The following is a 16,328-nucleotide window of genomic DNA, read 5'->3' on the forward strand; positions in this document are numbered from 1 at the left end:
GCGACATTTTGTTTTGCAGGCCCGTCCCGTGACCACCATCGCCACCGCTTTTAATACTCTGCCCCTGTCCGCCGCCATGCTGGCTAACCTCGAATCACTCGGTTATGCCCAGATGACGCCGATCCAGGCGCAGAGCTTGCCGGTGATCCTCAAGGGGATGGACCTGATCGCCCAGGCCAAGACCGGCAGCGGCAAGACCGCCGCGTTCGGTATCGGCCTGCTCAATCCGATCAACCCGCGCTACTTCGGCTGCCAGGCGCTGGTGATCTGCCCGACGCGTGAGCTGGCCGACCAGGTCGCCAAGGAAGTGCGCCGTCTGGCCCGCGCCGAAGACAACATCAAGGTCCTGACCCTGTGCGGCGGCGTGTCGTTCGGCCCGCAGATCGCTTCGCTGGAGCACGGCGCGCACATCATCGTCGGCACCCCGGGGCGCATTCAGCAGCACCTGCGCAAGGGTTCGCTGGTGCTCGATGGCCTGAACACGCTGATCCTCGACGAAGCCGACCGCATGCTCGACATGGGTTTTTACGACGCCATCGAAGACATCATCGTCAAGACCCCGGAGCGCCGTCAGACCCTGCTGTTCTCGGCCACCTACCCGGTGGGCATCAAGCAGTTGGCGTCGAAATTCATGCGCGATCCGCAAACGGTGAAAGCCGAAGCGTTCCACGATGACACGCAGATCGAGCAGCGCTTCTACGAGATCTCCCCGGAAGATCGCATGAGCGCAGTGACCAAGGTCCTGCATCACTTCCGCCCTGCTTCGTGCGTGGCGTTCTGCTTCACCAAGCAGCAGGTGCAGGAAACCGTCGATCACCTGACCGCCAAAGGCATTTCCGCGGTCGGCCTGCACGGCGATCTGGAACAGCGTGATCGCGATCAGGTGCTGGCAATGTTTGCCAACCGCAGCACCTCGGTGCTGGTCGCCACCGACGTCGCCGCCCGCGGCCTGGACATCGATGCGCTGGACATGGTGATCAACGTCGAGCTGGCCCGCGATTCGGAAATCCACATTCACCGGGTTGGCCGTACCGGCCGCGCGGGCGAAAAAGGCATCGCCATCAGCCTGGTCGCACCGGGCGAAGCGCACCGCGCGCAAGCCATCGAACAACTGCAGAAATCACCGTTGAACTGGGACCAGATCGACAACCTCAAGTCCCAGGGACTGGCACCCTTGCAGCCGCCGATGACTACCCTGTGCATCGGTGCCGGGCGTAAAGACAAGGTGCGCCCAGGCGACATTCTTGGCGCGTTGACCGGCGAAGCCGGGATTCCCGGTGCGCAGGTGGGCAAGATTGCGATCTTCGATTTCCAGGCGTATGTGGCCGTGGAACGCACCGTGGCCATGCAGGCCTTGCAGCGTCTGAACGACGGCAAGATCAAGGGCCGCTCGTTGCGCGTACGCATCCTCTAAGGATTACGTACCCCCCTGTGGGAGCGAGCCTGCTCGCGAATGCAATTGGTCAGTCGACAATGATGTTGGATGACACACCGCTTTCGCGAGCAGGCTCGCTCCCACAATGGTTTGAAAGCGGACGCAGAGCGTCCATGGCGGCATTCCCACGCAGAGCGTGGGAACGATCATTTGTGTGAGGACACCGTTTTGCGCTCTACCGAAGTCGTGATCATTGGCGCTGGCGCCGCTGGGTTGATGTGTGCACTGACCGCTGCCGGGCGCGGGCGTCAGGTGTTGCTTCTCGATCACGCGAACAAGGCCGGCAAGAAAATCCTCATGTCGGGCGGTGGCCGCTGCAATTTCACCAACATGTACACCGAGCCGGGCAATTTCCTTTCGCAGAATCCGCATTTCTGCAAATCGGCGTTGGCGCGTTACACCCAGTGGGATTTCATCGGCATGGTCGGCAAACACGGTGTGCCGTACCACGAGAAAAAACTCGGCCAGCTGTTCTGCGATAACAAATCCAGCGACATCCTCGAAATGCTCCTCGATGAATGTGATCAGGCCGGCGTCGAGTTGCATCTGGACACATCGATCCAGACCATCGAGAAAGTCGACAGCGGTTACCTGCTCGACACAACGCTCGGCCAAGTGCAGTGCCATTCCCTGGTGATCGCCACCGGCGGCTTGTCGATCCCGACGCTGGGCGCCACCGGTTTCGGCTATCAGGTAGCGAAACAGTTCGGCCATGAACTGCTGCCGACCCGCGCCGGGCTGGTGCCGTTCACCATCACCGATCAGCTCAAGGAACTGTGCACCGAGCTGTCCGGCACTTCGGTGGATTGCCTGGTCAGCTGCAACGAGCAGAGTTTTCGCGAAAACATCCTGTTCACTCACCGTGGCCTCAGCGGCCCGGCGATTCTGCAGATTTCCTCGTTCTGGGAATCCGGCGACACGGTGGAAATCAATCTGCTGCCGGATTACGAGGCCGCAAGCTGGCTGCAGCAGCAAGTGGCGGAACGGCCGAACAGCGAGCTGAAGACGCTGCTCGGCGAGATCTTCACCAAGAAAATGGCCAACCTGCTCGCGGACAACTGGTTCGTCTCCAAACCGATGAAGCAGTACACCCACGCCGAACTGGCCGAGATCGCCGACAAGCTCAGCAGCTGGAAAGTCGTGCCGGCGGGCACCGAAGGCTATCGCACGGCCGAGGTGACGCTGGGTGGCGTGGATACCCGTGAAGTCTCGTCGAAAACCATGGAATCGCTGAAAAGCCCCGGCCTGTATTTCATTGGTGAAGTGCTCGACGTCACCGGGCATCTGGGCGGGTTCAACTTTCAGTGGGCGTGGGCGTCCGGCTACGCGGCTGCGCAATACGCCTGATCGACATTCTCAAACTTGAAATGCCCACCCTGTGGGAGCGAGCCTGCTCGCGAAAGCGGTCTTGCAGTCAACGTTGTGCTGACTGACACATCGCTTTCGCGAGCAGGCTCGCTCCCACATTTGCTCCGCGTGATGCAGTAAGGAACACTTTTTGCTGTCAGATGTGCTCGGCGCCATTGCGTCGGCGTCATTACTGGCTCAATTTAGCGGCATCGCCTCGGAAGGCCTTCGCACTTCATGTCCTCGACCTCGTTTCGTCAGTCTTTGCGGCGCCTGTGGGCGCTTGATAAATTCAGTTATAGCGTGCGGGTGTTCATCGCCCTGACCGGCAGCATGGCGCTGTGTTGGTATCAGGATGAAATGGGCCTGCTGATCCCGTTGTTCCTCGGCATCATCGCCAGCGCCCTGGCCGAAACCGACGACAGTTGGCAGGGCCGCCTCAATGCCCTCGCGGTGACGCTGGTGTGTTTCAGCATCGCCGCGCTGTCGGTGGAATTGCTGTTCCCCTACCCGATCATGTTCGCCGTGGCCCTGGCGCTGGCCAGTTTTAGCCTGACCATGCTCGGTGCACTCGGCGAGCGCTATGGGGCGATTGCCTCGGCAACGCTGATTCTTTCCGTGTACACCATGATCGGCGTCGATCAGCGTGGCGGCGCGGTTACCGATTTCTGGCATGAGCCGATGCTGCTGGTTGCCGGTGCGGCGTGGTACGGCTTGCTCTCGGTGCTGTGGCAGGCGCTGTTCTCCAACCAGCCAGTGCAGCAAAGTCTGGCGCGGTTGTTTCGTGAGCTGGGTTTTTACCTGAAGCTGAAGTCGTCGCTGTTCGAGCCGATCCGGCAGATGGACGTCGAAGCCCGGCGTCTGGAACTGGCGCAGCAGAATGGCCGTGTGGTCGCCGCGCTCAACACCGCCAAGGAAATCATTCTGCACCGGGTCGGCAACGGTCGCCCCGGGTCGAAAGTCAGCCGTTACCTGAAACTGTACTTCCTCGCGCAGGACATCCACGAACGCGCCAGTTCTTCGCACTATCCGTACAACGCCCTCGCCGAGGCGTTCTTTCACAGCGACGTGCTGTTCCGCTGCCAGCGTCTGTTGCGCCAGCAAGGCAAGGCCTGCCGCGCCCTGGCCGAATCGATCCAGATGCGCCAGCCCTTCGTTTATGATGCGAGCTTCGCCGAAGCCCTCGGCGATCTGCACGCCTCCCTCGAACACCTGCGCATCCAGAGCAACCCGGCGTGGCGCGGCTTGCTCCGCTCGCTGCGCGCACTGGCGGCCAACCTTGGCACCCTCGACCGTTTGCTCAGTGACGCGAGCAACCCGGATGCCCTCGCTGACGCGACCGACAGCAGCCTGCTCGACCGCTCGCCGCGCAATCTCAAAGACGTGTGGGTTCGCCTGCGCACACAACTGACGCCAACCTCGCTGCTGTTCCGTCATGCCCTGCGTCTGCCACTGGCACTGAGTATCGGTTACGGCATGGTGCACTTGATTCACCCGTCGCAAGGTTACTGGATCATCCTCACCACCCTGTTCGTCTGCCAGCCGAACTACGGCGCGACGCGGCGCAAACTTGGTCAGCGGATACTCGGCACAGCGATCGGCCTGACCGTGGCGTGGGCGTTGTTCGACCTGTTCCCCAACCCGCTGGTGCAGTCGTGCTTCGCCATCGCCGCCGGGGTGGTGTTCTTTATCAACCGCACCACGCGCTACACCCTGGCGACAGCGGCGATCACCATCATGGTGCTGTTCTGCTTCAACCAGGTCGGCGATGGCTACGGGCTGTTCCTGCCGCGCCTGTTCGATACCTTGCTCGGCAGCCTGATCGCCGGGCTGGCGGTGTTCCTGTTCCTGCCGGATTGGCAGGGCCGGCGCCTGAACAAAGTGCTAGCCAACACGCTGACTTGCAACAGCATCTATCTGCGCCAGATCATGCAGCAATACGCCGCTGGCAAGAGCGACGACCTCGCCTATCGCCTGGCCCGGCGCAACGCGCACAACGCCGACGCGGCGCTGTCGACGACGCTGGCGAACATGCTCATGGAGCCGGGGCATTTCCGTAAGGAAGCGGATGTCGGCTTCCGCTTTCTGGTGCTGTCGCACACGTTGCTCAGTTATCTGTCGGGGCTGGGCGCACACCGCGAAACGCAATTGCCGGCGGATGTCCGTGAGCATCTGATCGATGGCGCCGGGGTGAAGCTGGCGGCGAGCATCGACGAAATCGCCCAAGGGCTGGCGAACAAACAGCCGATTGCGATTCAGAGCGATGAGGAAGAAGCACTGGCCAATGAGCTGGAGCAAATGGCCGACGAGATTGATGAAGGGCAGCGGCTGGTGCAGACGCAGCTGGCGTTGATCTGCCGGCAGTTGGGGCCGTTGCGCACGTTGGCGGCGCACCTGATCAAAGACACCAGTGAGATTAGCGCTGGCTGATGGCCTCTTCGCGAGCAGGCTCGCTCCCACAGTGAATATGTGCACGACGAAGGCCCCCTGTGGGAGCGAGCCTGCTCGCGAAGAGGCCATCAGCCGCACCAAAAATCTGGATCAGCCCTCACATCCCATGCTCGCGCAGCAGCTTTTCATAACTGCCATCCGCCTTCATCGCTGCAATCGCCTTGTCGAACCCCGCAATAATCTGTTCATGCTGCGGATTCTCCAGGCTGACCAAAATGTGCAGGCTGTTCTCACTCAGCGGCTTGGGCAGGAATTCCACCGAGTTGCGCACCTTGGCTGACTCGCGCGCCAGGTAATACTTGGCCACGTATTCGTCTTCAAGGGTCAATTTGACCCGATCCGCCGCGAGCATGCGCACGCCCATGGCGAAGTTATGCACCGGGACTTTCTGCATCGCCGTGTCGGCATCGAATACCGCCGAATAGGCGTAGCCGCGCACCACTGCGATTGGATAGGTGTGCAGTTCCTGCAGATTGCTGTAATCGATTGGCGCGTCTTTGCGCTTGAGGAAGCGAATTCGGTTGGTCAGGTATTCGCCGGAGAATTGCCCGTAGCGGGTGCGATCTTCGTTGTACCAAGCGTTGACCAGCACGTCGTAACGGCCCTCGTCGATGCCGAGCAGGGCGCGCGCCCATGGCACCTGTTCATAACTGCTGGCGTAACCGGCCCGGGCCAGCGCAGTGCTGACGATATCGGTGGCGAGCCCGCCCTTGACCAGCGTGTCATCGGTAAAGGGTGGCCAATGATCGAATACCAGTCGCAGCTTCTGCGCTGTCGCATCCTGGCCCAGCAACAGCAGTCCGATCAAAGCAACGGCTTGAAGCAATCGCGGCATGCTTGAACATCCTCAGCGGGCAGCGGCCCGACGCGTCTCACGGCAAAAAACCAAGACCCCTTACCGGCAAAACCCAGGCCCTAACATTAGCTCATTACAACCAGTGCACAGCGCTCTTGAGCAGATTACACAAAGTCGGCACGGCTGCGCGAAAGGAATGATGGCATTTTGACCTTTATCACAGTCTGTTACGCCATAAAGACATCTGCGTCGCGTGCGCTTAGTATCGGGCGACACGAACAAGGAATCGGCAAATGACCATCGAGTGGATCTGCAAACATCACAGCGATCTGGGCAAGGAACAGCTGTACGCGCTTTTGAAACTGCGCTCGGACGTCTTCGTCGTCGAACAGAAATGCGCCTACCCCGATCTGGACGGCCAGGACCTCGACGGCGACACCCATCACCTGATGGGCTGGGAGAATGATCAACTGGTCGCCTACCTGCGCTTGCTGGATCCGCAGTCTCAGGGCGGTGACGTGGTGATCGGTCGCGTTGTCACGGCACCGGCCGGTCGTGGTAAAGGGCTGGGGCACAAGATGATGGAGCAGGCGCTGAAACAGGCCGAGAAGCATTGGCCGCAGGTGCCGATCTACCTGTCGGCGCAGGCGCACCTGCAGGGGTATTACGGCCAGTACGGGTTTGTTGTGGCGGGTGAGGAATATCTTGAGGATGACATTCCACATATCGGTATGCGGCGCGCCTGAAGGCCCCATCGCTGGCAAGCCAGCTCCCACAAGGAATTGCGCCGTTCACAACTTGTGGGAACACCAGAAAAACCTGTGGGAGCTGGCTTGCCAGCGATGGCGCCAGCCCAATCCACTCAGGATTCAGGGATACTCCAGTACAATCTTGATCTGGCGCAGATTGCGCTCGATCCAGCCTCGATCAATCGCTCCCCAATCGCGAATCCGATAGCGCCCGGCGTGATTGCGCGCGCCCTCTTCCTGCTCGAATTCGCAGATGATATCCAGATCCGCCAGCGCCGCGATCGTATCCTGCGCTGTGCGGCGGGGCATGCCGGTGACTTCGGTCAGTGCCGGCACGCTCGGTGCCAGACCGCTGTCGATCAGGTACGCCACGAACAGGCGGCGGTAGAAACTGCTTTTGGTCTTGCTGACGTCCATCCACCTCTTCCTGATAGCTGATCAAGCCTGCATGTCGCGCCAGGTCAGGTATACGCGCAGGTCGAACTCGACCTGGTGATACCCCGGCAGCATGTGCTCGCACAATTTATAAAACGCCTTGTTGTGGTCCGACTCTTTGAAGTGCGCCAGTTCGTGCACGACGATCATTTTCAGAAAGTCCGGCGCGGCGTCCTTGAACAACGAGGCGATGCGAATCTCTTTCTTGGCCTTGAGCTTGCCGCCCTGCACCCGCGACACCGTGCTGTGCAGGCCGAGCGCGCGGTGGGTAAGGTCGAGGCGGTTGTCGAACAGCACTTTGTCGATGGCCGGCGCATTGCGCAGGTATTCCTGCTTGAGCTCCAGCGCATAGCTGTACAACGCCTTGTCGCTCTGCACATCGTGCCGGCCCGAATAGCGTTGATCAAGGTATTCGCCCAGCCGCCCTTCGGCGATCAACTGGCGTACCTGATCCTGCAAACGTTCGGGATAGGCCTGGAGGTATTTCAACGCAGTCATCGACGGGCAACACGGTTGGCAAAAAGGTGCGCCAGTGTAGCGAATTCAACCGGCCAGCGCGCCCCAGTCAAACGGCTCGGCGAAGCTGGCCGCGTCCTCGGCGATCAACGGCCGCGCCACCAGGAAACCCTGCACATACTCGCAGCCATGGGCTTGCAGCCACTGGTATTGCTCGACGGTTTCCACCCCTTCGGCGATCACCAGCAAACCGTATTGCTTGCACAGACTGATCACCGTACTGACCAGCGAGGCGTCGCGGGGCGAATCAGGCAAACGAGCGATCAAATGGCGATCGAGCTTGAGCGTATCCAGCTCCAGATCGCGCAAATGCGCCAACGAGCACGGCCCGGAACCAAAGTCATCGAGCGCCACGCGCACGCCAAGATTGCGCAACAAGCGCAACTGCTTTCGGGTTTCATCGGGGTTCTGCATCAAGGCTTCTTCGGTGACCTCGACCTCCAGCTGCCGCGGCTGCAAGGCGTGGCGCTCCATGACCTGACGCAATTCGGTAACCAGATTCGGCAGGCTGAACTGGGTGTTGCTCAAACTGACGCCCAACACCAGATCATCGGCAAACAGGTTTTCCCAGGCTTTGCGCTGCCCGGCACCGCGATGGTAAATCCAGCTGCCGAGACGGCTGATCAGCCGCGCCTCTTCCAGCAGCGGCAGAAACAGCCCCGGCGGTACATCGCCGACACTTGGATGTTGCCAGCGCAGCAACGCCTCAAAACCGCGGATCTGGCCACTGCCGATCGCCACTTGTGGCTGATAGACCAGGTTGAAATCACGGTTTTCGATGGCGGCGCGCACGCTTTCCTCAAGCATCAGCCGCGAACGCGCGCGGCCGTTCATTTCATGATCGTAGAAGCGATATTGCTGACGCCCGGCGCGCTTGGCTTCATACATTGCAATATCGGAAGCGCGCAGCAAGCCGTCGAGGTTCGAGCCGCAGTCCGGATACGTGGCAATGCCGATGCTGGCGCCAAGAACGATGTCCAACCCTTCAATCTGCTGACAGATCGATACGCGTTCGATGAGCTTTTCCGCGATCTTCGCCGCCTGCTCGGGAAACTCAAGATCAAGCAGCGCGGTGAATTCATCGCCACCCATGCGCGCCAGAATGTCGAACGGCCGCAGGCAGGCTTTCAATTGTTCGGAAACCCAGCGCAACACCCGGTCGCCGGCATCATGCCCAAGGGAGTCGTTGACCCGTTTGAAGCCGTCGAGATCCAGATACAGCAGCACCCAACTGCTGTCACTGCGCTCGCCGCGCAACAGCAGGTTTTCCACGGTCTGGTAGAAACCGCGACGGTTGAGCAGTCCCGTCAACGGATCGGTAACTGCCTGAAACTCCAGCTGCTGATGCAGGTGCCGCACCACCGACATGTCGAGCACGGTCACCACCATCGCATGCTGCTCGGTCGGCAGCGCGGCGCAGGACAACGCCACCGGCACTTGCTGGCCCGGCGCCGTGCGCAGCAAGGCGTCGTGCAGTCTCAAGGTCTCCCCACGTTTATAGCCGGCATAGAACTCTGAATCGGCCCACAAAGGAATATGCGGTTTCTGCAAATAATCGAGAAATTCCTTGCCCTCCAACTCCTTCACCGGCGCGTTGAGCAAGCGCGAAATCGCCGGGTTGGCAAAGCGGATCAAACCGTCCTCGCCGAGCACCAGAATGCCCTCGGCCGCGTTGTCCAGCACCGAGGCGTTGAAGGCTCGGGCCAATTCCAGATCATGACTCAGCCGCTGCAACGCACGGCGGTTGCGCTGGTGCTCCAGCAACGCCTGCACTTTGGGCTTGAGGATCTGCGGATCGAAGGGTTTGAACAGATAATCCACCGCGCCACTGGCGTAGCCCTTGATCACGGCGTCCTGGGATTGTTCGTTGGCGGTGAGGAAGATGATCGGCGTCAGCCGTGTCCGTTGGCTGCCGCGCATCAACCGCGCCACTTCGAAGCCGTCCATGCCCGGCATCTGCACATCCAGCAGCACCAGATCGACGTCTTGTTCGAGCAGGATATTCAGCGCCTCGAAACCGGAGGCGGCGGTGATCACGTGCCAATCCTGGCGCTGCAGCAACGCGCGCATGCTGATCAGGTTTTCAGGGTAATCATCGACGATCAAAAGGACAGAGCTGCCTTCACCTGGCTGGGGTTGCGCGCATTCCATGCTGCTTCTCTTTTCGGGACCGTTGCCGGCAAAAACGTAGACGTACTGAGCCTTCACTCTAGACGCGGATCGGTGAAAGCAGAAGCTGTCATCCCGCCATCATCCAGACAATGCTCAATCCAGCCGACTAACGGTCACCGCTACAGCCCCCGAAAACCGGGCGGGATGGCATTTCGACAGGACTTTGACGTCAAGTAATCGCCGGGCGGGCATTAACAAAAATCGCCGCTACGCTTATAAAGACGCCCGAAAACGCGCGGGCTAGAGCTTCTGGCACCGACGTTCCGGATGAATTGAGTGGAAGAACCGTCATGATCGATCTCGCAACCTGGAACCTCAGCGTTCCTGTTGGCAGCCCGCCGTACACCGTCGAAACCTCGAAACTGGTGGATGGCTTCAAGGATCAGTACTTCCATTCCGACACCGGCACCCTGTTTTTCTGGTCTCCAGTGACCGGCTCGAAAACCGAAAACGCCATCTATCCACGCACCGAACTGCGTGAAACCTTCAGCAACGGCACCCTGCGCAACTGGTACTACCCGGACGCCGACAACCTGTTGCGTGCGACCCTCACCGTGAACAAAGTGCCGAGCTCCGGCAAAATCGTCATCGGCCAGATTCACGCTTATGAAAGCCAGCGACCAATGGTCAAACTCGAATACCAGTACAAGACCAAAACCGAAACCGGCAACCTGGTAATCAAGGTTCGCATGCGCCCCGACGACGCCGAAAGCCGCGTTATCACACTCGCCACCGGGATCAAGCTCGACCGCGAATTCAACTACCTCATCCACCTCAGCCCCGGCGGCGCGCTGGGTGTGAGCGCGGCGGGTTATCAGTGGGACTCACAGATCAGCGCGACGTGGCGCGACAAGCCGTTGTACTTCAAGGCTGGGGTGTATGTGCAGGACAACACCGGGTATACGAGTGAGGGTGGGCAGGTGACGTTTTCGAAGCTGGATATTGATCACGATAAATAAGCCTTTTTCGGTTGCTTAAACGTTGCTGTTTAAGACCATCAATAGTTACTTTCAGATGCCTACAACAGCTTGCGCCGTTGCCTACCACTGCGCCAGAATCCGCCGGCTTGTGCGCTTGGCGGGCCATCGGTAACTTGATTCGCGTCACTGATTTTCAGTGATCGGGTTTAGTAGCTCGTGGTTACGCGAAGCGTATGTGCATCCGTTCAGTCAGGTATTTCTACGCCTGCGCTTGATGGTAGCTGTACGCAGGGCGCCTTCGGGTGCGCCGGTCGCGTCTCCCCGGTCTACTAACCTGCGTTCAGCTGCCACCCTCTTCGTTTAGTAGCGATCCGGTGTCGGCTCCTTTTACCGGAGACGAAACATGCTCAGATCAACGCCGCACCCGCCAGAAAAGATCCCGCATCCCCGTACGAATCCCTCGACTCAAAAAAACTCAACGACGCCGCCGAACGCGCCCTCGACCACTACCTCAGCCCCGCCGCACACATCATGACGTGCGCCCATGAACCCGAGGCCATGTACCTCGCCAACCCGAAGTACAACACCGAATCCCTGCTGGCCAACGCCAGCGAAACCCTGGGTTCGGCCAGCGAAATGCTGCATAACTTTGCCGCCACGCTCGACACTTCGCACCGCAAGACTGCGCTGGGTATCGCGCAGGTTGTCATGCTCGGTGAGTTGGCGGTGAATCAGGCGCTGGATCACGTTGAGTTGAAAGAATAACAACCGCACAAAAACCCGCTTAACGGCGGGTTCGTGATCCAAATGGATTTAATGTTCCCTATACGCGACATTGGTCCAACAATGTTTCGGTAGCGCAACATGGACTATTCATTTTTGGTCAGCCGCCTCGGCGTGAAATTACGCGAGAAACGTCTGAATCGAGGCCTGACACAGGCGCAGCTTGCCGAGCTGGCGGGACTGACACGTTACAAAGTTATCGCGGTGGAGAAAGGTACCCTTTCTGTCGGCATGATCGCTTATGCGCGCGTTTTGGCTGCTCTGGACTGTGAGCTCTCGGTTGTTCCAGCGACGATGCCGACCCTTGAAGAGGTCGGAGATTTATTTGAATGAAAACCTCTGTTACTTAGCGCAAGAAAATCCCGTTCACAAAAAAACCCGCCTCACGGCGGGTTTCTTTTAAATCAGCTCAACACTCAGGCTCAGTTAACCTTAGCGTTCAACTCACCCTTCAGATAACGCTGGTACATCGCTTCCAGCGAGATAGGCTTGATCTTCGAAGCATTACCGGCAGTACCAAACGCTTCATAACGCGCGATGCACACATCACGCATCGCGGTCACGGTGGCGCCGAAGAATTTACGTGGGTCGAATTCGCTCGGGTTGGTGGCCATCAGGCGACGCATCGCACCGGTGGAGGCCAGGCGCAGGTCGGTGTCGATGTTGACCTTGCGCACGCCGTGCTTGATGCCTTCGACGATTTCTTCAACCGGTACGCCGTAGGTTTCTTTGATGTCGCCGCCGTACTGGTTGATGATCGCCAGCCACTCTTGTGGCACCGAGGACGAGCCGTGCATCACCAGGTGGGTGTTCGGGATGCGTTTGTGGATTTCCTTGATGCGGTCGATCGCCAGCACGTCACCGGTGGGTGGCTTGGTGAACTTGTAGGCGCCGTGGCTGGTGCCGATAGCGATGGCCAGGGCATCGACCTGGGTGCGCTTGACGAAGTCAGCGGCTTCTTCCGGGTCGGTCAGCATCTGGCTGTGATCCAGAACGCCTTCGGCGCCGATGCCGTCTTCTTCACCGGCCATGCCGGTTTCCAGCGAACCCAGGCAGCCCAGCTCGCCTTCTACCGAAACGCCGCAGGCGTGGGCCATGGCCACGGTTTGTTGGGTGACACGGACGTTGTAGTCGTAGTCGGTCGGGGTCTTGCCGTCTTCGCCCAGCGAGCCGTCCATCATCACCGAGCTGAAGCCCAGTTGAATCGAACGCTGGCAGACGTCAGGGCTGGTGCCGTGGTCCTGGTGCATGCACACCGGGATGTGCGGGAATTCTTCGATCGCCGCCAGGATCAGGTGACGCAGGAAAGGCGCGCCGGCGTATTTGCGGGCGCCGGCCGAAGCCTGAACGATCACCGGGGAGTCAGTCTTGTCAGCGGCTTCCATGATGGCGCGCATCTGCTCAAGGTTGTTGACGTTGAAGGCTGGAACGCCGTAGCCGAATTCGGCTGCGTGGTCCAGCATCTGGCGCATGCTGATAAGTGCCATTGTGTGTGTCTCTCCCGGTTGAGGGTCGTTGATCGTGCCAGCCTGCCGGAGCGGCGGCGGCTATTCAAGTGCTTGCAGATCGGGGTTAAACCCGATCTGGTGATTCGGTGTTACCAAAATCCTGTGAACAACAGAGAACCCTTGTGGGAGCGAGCCTGCTCGCGAAAGCGGTCTGACAGACACTGCATCATCGACGGCAAGATTGCTTTCGCGAGCAGGCTCGCTCCCATATTTGGATCCCCGTACATCAATTCAATCGTGTTACTCGGCCTTGCAGCCGCGGCCAATCAGGTCATTGGTGGCGACCCAGTACACCAGGCCTTCATCACCCTTGACGTGAAACGCCAGCATGCCATCGCTGTACAGCGTGCCCGAGGCGCCCGGTTCTTCTTTCAGGCGATAGACCTGATCACCGCCGCCGAGGCGAACGTCGACTTCCTTCTGGCCGGCGTCGGCGTAGCGCCACAGCACTTTGGCCTGGCTGTCGCAGGTCCAGGTGGTCCAGTTGTCCGCCGGGGCGGACGACTGAAACAGGTTCAACTGCGCGCAACCGCCCAACAATGCCAACGCCGCAATGGCGATCAAGCCTTTCATCCGTGTTCCTCGACTGACGGCGCACGCCGCCAGCCCTGAGTTAAGAGTCAGACCCGTCAAGGACAACCATGTTCCTTGGCCGGGGTTTGCGTCTCGTATTTCTCCAGACCGTCCGGCCCGGATCGCTTGTTCAGCACCGGGTTGGTTTCGGCCTGCCAGTCGGCCTGGTAACAGCCTTTCTGCAGCTCGCTCGGTGCCGGCGTGGCTTCGGCCTTGGGATTGCTCCCGCAGGCTGCCAGCGTAGCGGTCAGCAGCAACAGCGCTAACGACTTGACCATGTGAACACTCCTTTGCCTGGCCAAACGGGCGGCCTCAGGCCTTGGCCCGGCTTTCCAGGACTTCAACGGCCGGCAGCACCTTGCCCTCGACAAATTCGAGGAACGCGCCACCACCGGTAGAAATGTAGGAGATCTGTTCAGCCACGCCATATTTATCGATCGCCGCCAGGGTGTCGCCACCGCCAGCGATGGAGAACGCCGAGCTTTCGGCGATGGCTTGAGCCAGCACTTTGGTGCCGTTGCCGAACTGGTCGAATTCGAACACGCCGACCGGGCCGTTCCATAGAATGGTTTTCGACGATTTCAGCAGTTCAGCGAAGTTGGCCGCGGTTTGCGGGCCGATGTCCAGAATCATGTCGTCAGCCGCGACGTCAGCGATCAGTTTGACCGTGGCTTCGGCGGTTTCGGCGAATTCCTTGGCAACCACCACGTCGACCGGCAGCGGCACGCTGACCTTGGCGGCGATGGCGCGCGCGGTGTCGAGCAGATCCGGTTCGTACAGCGACTTGCCAACCGGGTGACCGGCCGCCGCGAGGAAGGTGTTGGCGATGCCGCCGCCGACGATCAGTTGATCGCAGATCTGGCTCAGGCTGTTCAGCACATCGAGTTTGGTCGAAACCTTGGAACCGGCAACGATGGCCGCCATGGGCTTGGCCGGCGCGCCGAGGGCTTTGCCCAGTGCGTCCAGTTCAGCGGCGAGCAACGGGCCAGCGGCTGCCACTTTGGCGAATTTAGCTACGCCGTGGGTCGAACCCTCGGCGCGGTGAGCGGTGCCGAAGGCGTCCATCACGAACACGTCGCACAGGGCCGCGTATTGCTGGGCCAGTTCGTCGGCGTTCTTTTTCTCGCCCTTGTTGAAGCGCACGTTTTCGAACAGCACGATATCGCCGGCCTTGACGTCAACGCCGCCCAGATAATCGGCCACCAGCGGCACTTCGCGGCCCAGGGCCTTGCTCAGGTAGTCGGCGACAGGCTTGAGGCTGTTCTCGGCGGAGAACTCGCCTTCGGTCGGACGGCCCAGGTGCGAGCAGACCATCACGGCCGCGCCTTTTTCCAGGGCCAGCTTGATGGTCGGCAGCGAAGCCAGGATTCGCGCGTCGCTGGTGACCACACCGTCCTTGACGGGGACGTTGAGGTCTTCGCGGATCAATACGCGCTTGCCTTGCAGATCGAGGTCGGACATCTTCAACACGGTCATGGGTCGCACTTCCTACGGTTTTTTGAAGTTGCTGTTTGCAGATAGTGGTCTGCAACGTCCAGCATTCGGTTGGCAAAACCCCACTCGTTGTCGAACCAGGCCAGGATGTTTACCAGCCTTGGGCCGGAAACACGGGTCTGACTGGCATCGACGATGGCCGAATGTGGGTCATGGTTGAAATCACAACTGGCGTGCGGCAACTCGGTATAGGCCAGAAGCCCCTTGAGCGGGCCGCTGGTGGCGGCCTCGCGCAGGATCCGGTTGATCTCGTTGGCGTCGGTCGCCGTGGCGGTCTGCATCGTGATATCGAGGCAGGACACGTTGACCGTCGGCACGCGTACGGCTTTGGCCTGAATTCGTCCGGCAAGTTCCGGCAGCAGGCGCTCGATACCGCGCGCCAGACCAGTGGACACCGGGATCACCGACTGGAACGCCGAACGGGTGCGGCGCAGGTCTTCGTGGTGATAGGCGTCGATCACCGGCTGATCGTTCATCGCCGAGTGAATCGTGGTGATCGACACGTAATCGAGGCCGATCGCCTTGTCGAGCAGACGCAACAACGGCACGCCGCAGTTGGTGGTGCAGGACGCGTTGGACACCAGCCGTTCGTCACCGGTCAGGCAATCCTGATTGACCCCGTAAACGATGGTGGCATCGACATCCGCCTCGCTGGCCATCGGCTGCGAGAACAACACGCGTGGCGCGCCGGCGTCGAGAAAGCGCTGACCGTCTTCACGGGTGTTATAGGCACCGGAGCATTCGAGCACCAGATCGACGCCTAGCGACGCCCAATCGATGCCCTCGGGAGTGGCGCTGCGCAAGACCTTCACGCAGTCGCCATTAATATGCAGACAATCGCCTTCTACTCGCACTTCGCCGGGAAAACGGCCGTGGGTAGAGTCAAAGCGTGTCAGGTATTCGATGCTGGCCATGTCGGCCAGATCGTTGATCGCGACAATTTCAAACCCGGCTTTCTCGCCTCGCTCAAACAGCGCACGCAACACGCAACGACCAATGCGGCCGTAGCCGTTGAGTGCAACTTTGTAGGGACGCGGTTGAGGCATGGGGTTCTCGATTACCGTGGTGAATCAGGCAGTGCGATGTTGCCCGAACCAACGCTTTCGCGAGCAGGCTCGCTCCCACATTGGAATGCATTTCCCTGTGGGA

15 protein-coding genes and 1 pseudogene are annotated in these 16,328 nt (G+C 60.1%); 7 read left to right on the forward strand and 9 right to left on the reverse strand.

Features of this window, described 5'->3' with window-relative positions; genetic code table 11:
- Positions 1-28: 28 nt before the first annotated feature.
- From dbpA to yccS, 3 genes are all read left to right on the forward strand, one after another.
- Complete coding sequence (dbpA, locus tag ACGSLL_RS05895) at positions 29-1,414, forward strand: ATP-dependent RNA helicase DbpA (RefSeq protein ID WP_090287027.1); 1,386 nt, start codon at positions 29-31, stop codon at positions 1,412-1,414.
- Positions 1,415-1,603: 189 nt separating this feature from the next.
- Complete coding sequence (locus ACGSLL_RS05900) at positions 1,604-2,782, forward strand: BaiN/RdsA family NAD(P)/FAD-dependent oxidoreductase (protein ID WP_394504050.1); 1,179 nt, start codon at positions 1,604-1,606, stop codon at positions 2,780-2,782.
- A 237-nt stretch (positions 2,783-3,019) separates the two neighbouring features.
- A complete protein-coding gene (gene yccS, locus ACGSLL_RS05905) occupies positions 3,020-5,212 on the forward strand; it encodes a YccS family putative transporter (protein ID WP_394504052.1) in 2,193 nt (730 codons plus the stop codon).
- Between the two features lie 118 nt (positions 5,213-5,330).
- Here yccS and ACGSLL_RS05910 read toward each other — a convergent pair whose 3' ends face one another.
- A complete protein-coding gene (locus tag ACGSLL_RS05910; RefSeq protein WP_394504054.1) occupies positions 5,331-6,068 on the reverse strand; it encodes a substrate-binding periplasmic protein in 738 nt (245 codons plus the stop codon).
- A gap of 254 nt (positions 6,069-6,322) precedes the next feature.
- Between ACGSLL_RS05910 and ACGSLL_RS05915 the strand changes: the two genes are divergently transcribed.
- Positions 6,323-6,775: a GNAT family N-acetyltransferase gene (locus tag ACGSLL_RS05915; RefSeq protein ID WP_394504056.1), complete on the forward strand. Its 453-nt coding sequence runs from the start codon at positions 6,323-6,325 to the stop codon at positions 6,773-6,775.
- A gap of 123 nt (positions 6,776-6,898) precedes the next feature.
- On the opposite strand, the gene ACGSLL_RS05920 is transcribed toward ACGSLL_RS05915, so the two are convergent.
- Genes ACGSLL_RS05920 through ACGSLL_RS05930 form a run of 3 tightly spaced genes read right to left on the reverse strand, consistent with a single transcriptional unit; the run spans position 6,899 to position 9,880 of the window.
- Positions 6,899-7,195 (reverse strand): winged helix-turn-helix domain-containing protein, encoded by a 297-nt coding sequence (locus tag ACGSLL_RS05920; protein WP_394504058.1) that lies wholly within the window; start codon positions 7,193-7,195, stop codon positions 6,899-6,901.
- Positions 7,196-7,216: 21 nt separating this feature from the next.
- Complete coding sequence (locus ACGSLL_RS05925) at positions 7,217-7,711, reverse strand: M48 metallopeptidase family protein (RefSeq protein WP_090287041.1); 495 nt, start codon at positions 7,709-7,711, stop codon at positions 7,217-7,219.
- Between the two features lie 45 nt (positions 7,712-7,756).
- Positions 7,757-9,880: a putative bifunctional diguanylate cyclase/phosphodiesterase gene (locus ACGSLL_RS05930; RefSeq protein ID WP_394504060.1), complete on the reverse strand. Its 2,124-nt coding sequence runs from the start codon at positions 9,878-9,880 to the stop codon at positions 7,757-7,759.
- Positions 9,881-10,191: 311 nt separating this feature from the next.
- On the opposite strand from ACGSLL_RS05930, the gene ACGSLL_RS05935 reads away from it, so the two are divergent.
- From ACGSLL_RS05935 to ACGSLL_RS05945, 3 genes and pseudogenes are all read left to right on the forward strand, one after another.
- Positions 10,192-10,860 (forward strand): polysaccharide lyase family 7 protein, encoded by a 669-nt coding sequence (locus ACGSLL_RS05935; RefSeq protein ID WP_090287046.1) that lies wholly within the window; start codon positions 10,192-10,194, stop codon positions 10,858-10,860.
- 364 nt (positions 10,861-11,224) lie between these two features.
- A pseudogene (locus ACGSLL_RS05940) lies at positions 11,225-11,586 on the forward strand (DUF6124 family protein).
- Positions 11,587-11,685: 99 nt separating this feature from the next.
- Complete coding sequence (locus ACGSLL_RS05945) at positions 11,686-11,937, forward strand: helix-turn-helix transcriptional regulator (RefSeq protein ID WP_394504063.1); 252 nt, start codon at positions 11,686-11,688, stop codon at positions 11,935-11,937.
- Positions 11,938-12,026: 89 nt separating this feature from the next.
- Here ACGSLL_RS05945 and fba read toward each other — a convergent pair whose 3' ends face one another.
- From fba to epd, 5 genes are all read right to left on the reverse strand, one after another.
- Entirely contained in the window at positions 12,027-13,091 is a 1,065-nt protein-coding gene (gene fba, locus ACGSLL_RS05950; protein WP_008081027.1) for a class II fructose-bisphosphate aldolase, read from the reverse strand.
- A gap of 261 nt (positions 13,092-13,352) precedes the next feature.
- Entirely contained in the window at positions 13,353-13,685 is a 333-nt protein-coding gene (locus ACGSLL_RS05955) for an MliC family protein (protein WP_093097536.1), read from the reverse strand.
- 56 nt (positions 13,686-13,741) lie between these two features.
- On the reverse strand, positions 13,742-13,963 hold the full coding sequence (locus ACGSLL_RS05960) for a hypothetical protein (RefSeq protein ID WP_394504066.1): 222 nt from the start codon (positions 13,961-13,963) through the stop codon (positions 13,742-13,744).
- A 34-nt stretch (positions 13,964-13,997) separates the two neighbouring features.
- Positions 13,998-15,161: a phosphoglycerate kinase gene (locus ACGSLL_RS05965; RefSeq protein ID WP_090287056.1), complete on the reverse strand. Its 1,164-nt coding sequence runs from the start codon at positions 15,159-15,161 to the stop codon at positions 13,998-14,000.
- Entirely contained in the window at positions 15,158-16,225 is a 1,068-nt protein-coding gene (gene epd, locus ACGSLL_RS05970) for an erythrose-4-phosphate dehydrogenase (protein WP_394504068.1), read from the reverse strand. The genes ACGSLL_RS05965 and epd overlap by 4 nt, the downstream gene beginning before the upstream one ends.
- Between the last annotated feature and the right edge of the window lie 103 nt (positions 16,226-16,328).

Origin of the sequence: Pseudomonas retamae (assembly GCF_043496865.1) — a bacterium.
GTDB lineage: Bacteria > Pseudomonadota > Gammaproteobacteria > Pseudomonadales > Pseudomonadaceae > Aquipseudomonas > Aquipseudomonas retamae.

What these genes read in the sequence shown, in the direction of transcription:
- ACGSLL_RS05925 (WP_090287041.1), bottom strand. Translation starts at nt 7,711, where the DNA reads ATGACTGCGTTGAAATACCTCCAGGCCTATCCCGAACGTTTGCAGGAT.
- ACGSLL_RS05965 (WP_090287056.1), bottom strand. Translation starts at nt 15,161, where the DNA reads ATGACCGTGTTGAAGATGTCCGACCTCGATCTGCAAGGCAAGCGCGTA.
- ACGSLL_RS05920 (WP_394504058.1), bottom strand. Translation starts at nt 7,195, where the DNA reads ATGGACGTCAGCAAGACCAAAAGCAGTTTCTACCGCCGCCTGTTCGTG.
- ACGSLL_RS05945 (WP_394504063.1), top strand. Translation starts at nt 11,686, where the DNA reads ATGGACTATTCATTTTTGGTCAGCCGCCTCGGCGTGAAATTACGCGAG.
- yccS (WP_394504052.1), top strand. Translation starts at nt 3,020, where the DNA reads ATGTCCTCGACCTCGTTTCGTCAGTCTTTGCGGCGCCTGTGGGCGCTT.
- epd (WP_394504068.1), bottom strand. Translation starts at nt 16,225, where the DNA reads ATGCCTCAACCGCGTCCCTACAAAGTTGCACTCAACGGCTACGGCCGC.
- ACGSLL_RS05910 (WP_394504054.1), bottom strand. Translation starts at nt 6,068, where the DNA reads ATGCCGCGATTGCTTCAAGCCGTTGCTTTGATCGGACTGCTGTTGCTG.
- fba (WP_008081027.1), bottom strand. Translation starts at nt 13,091, where the DNA reads ATGGCACTTATCAGCATGCGCCAGATGCTGGACCACGCAGCCGAATTC.
- ACGSLL_RS05955 (WP_093097536.1), bottom strand. Translation starts at nt 13,685, where the DNA reads ATGAAAGGCTTGATCGCCATTGCGGCGTTGGCATTGTTGGGCGGTTGC.
- ACGSLL_RS05935 (WP_090287046.1), top strand. Translation starts at nt 10,192, where the DNA reads ATGATCGATCTCGCAACCTGGAACCTCAGCGTTCCTGTTGGCAGCCCG.
- ACGSLL_RS05960 (WP_394504066.1), bottom strand. Translation starts at nt 13,963, where the DNA reads ATGGTCAAGTCGTTAGCGCTGTTGCTGCTGACCGCTACGCTGGCAGCC.
- ACGSLL_RS05930 (WP_394504060.1), bottom strand. Translation starts at nt 9,880, where the DNA reads ATGGAATGCGCGCAACCCCAGCCAGGTGAAGGCAGCTCTGTCCTTTTG.
- ACGSLL_RS05915 (WP_394504056.1), top strand. Translation starts at nt 6,323, where the DNA reads ATGACCATCGAGTGGATCTGCAAACATCACAGCGATCTGGGCAAGGAA.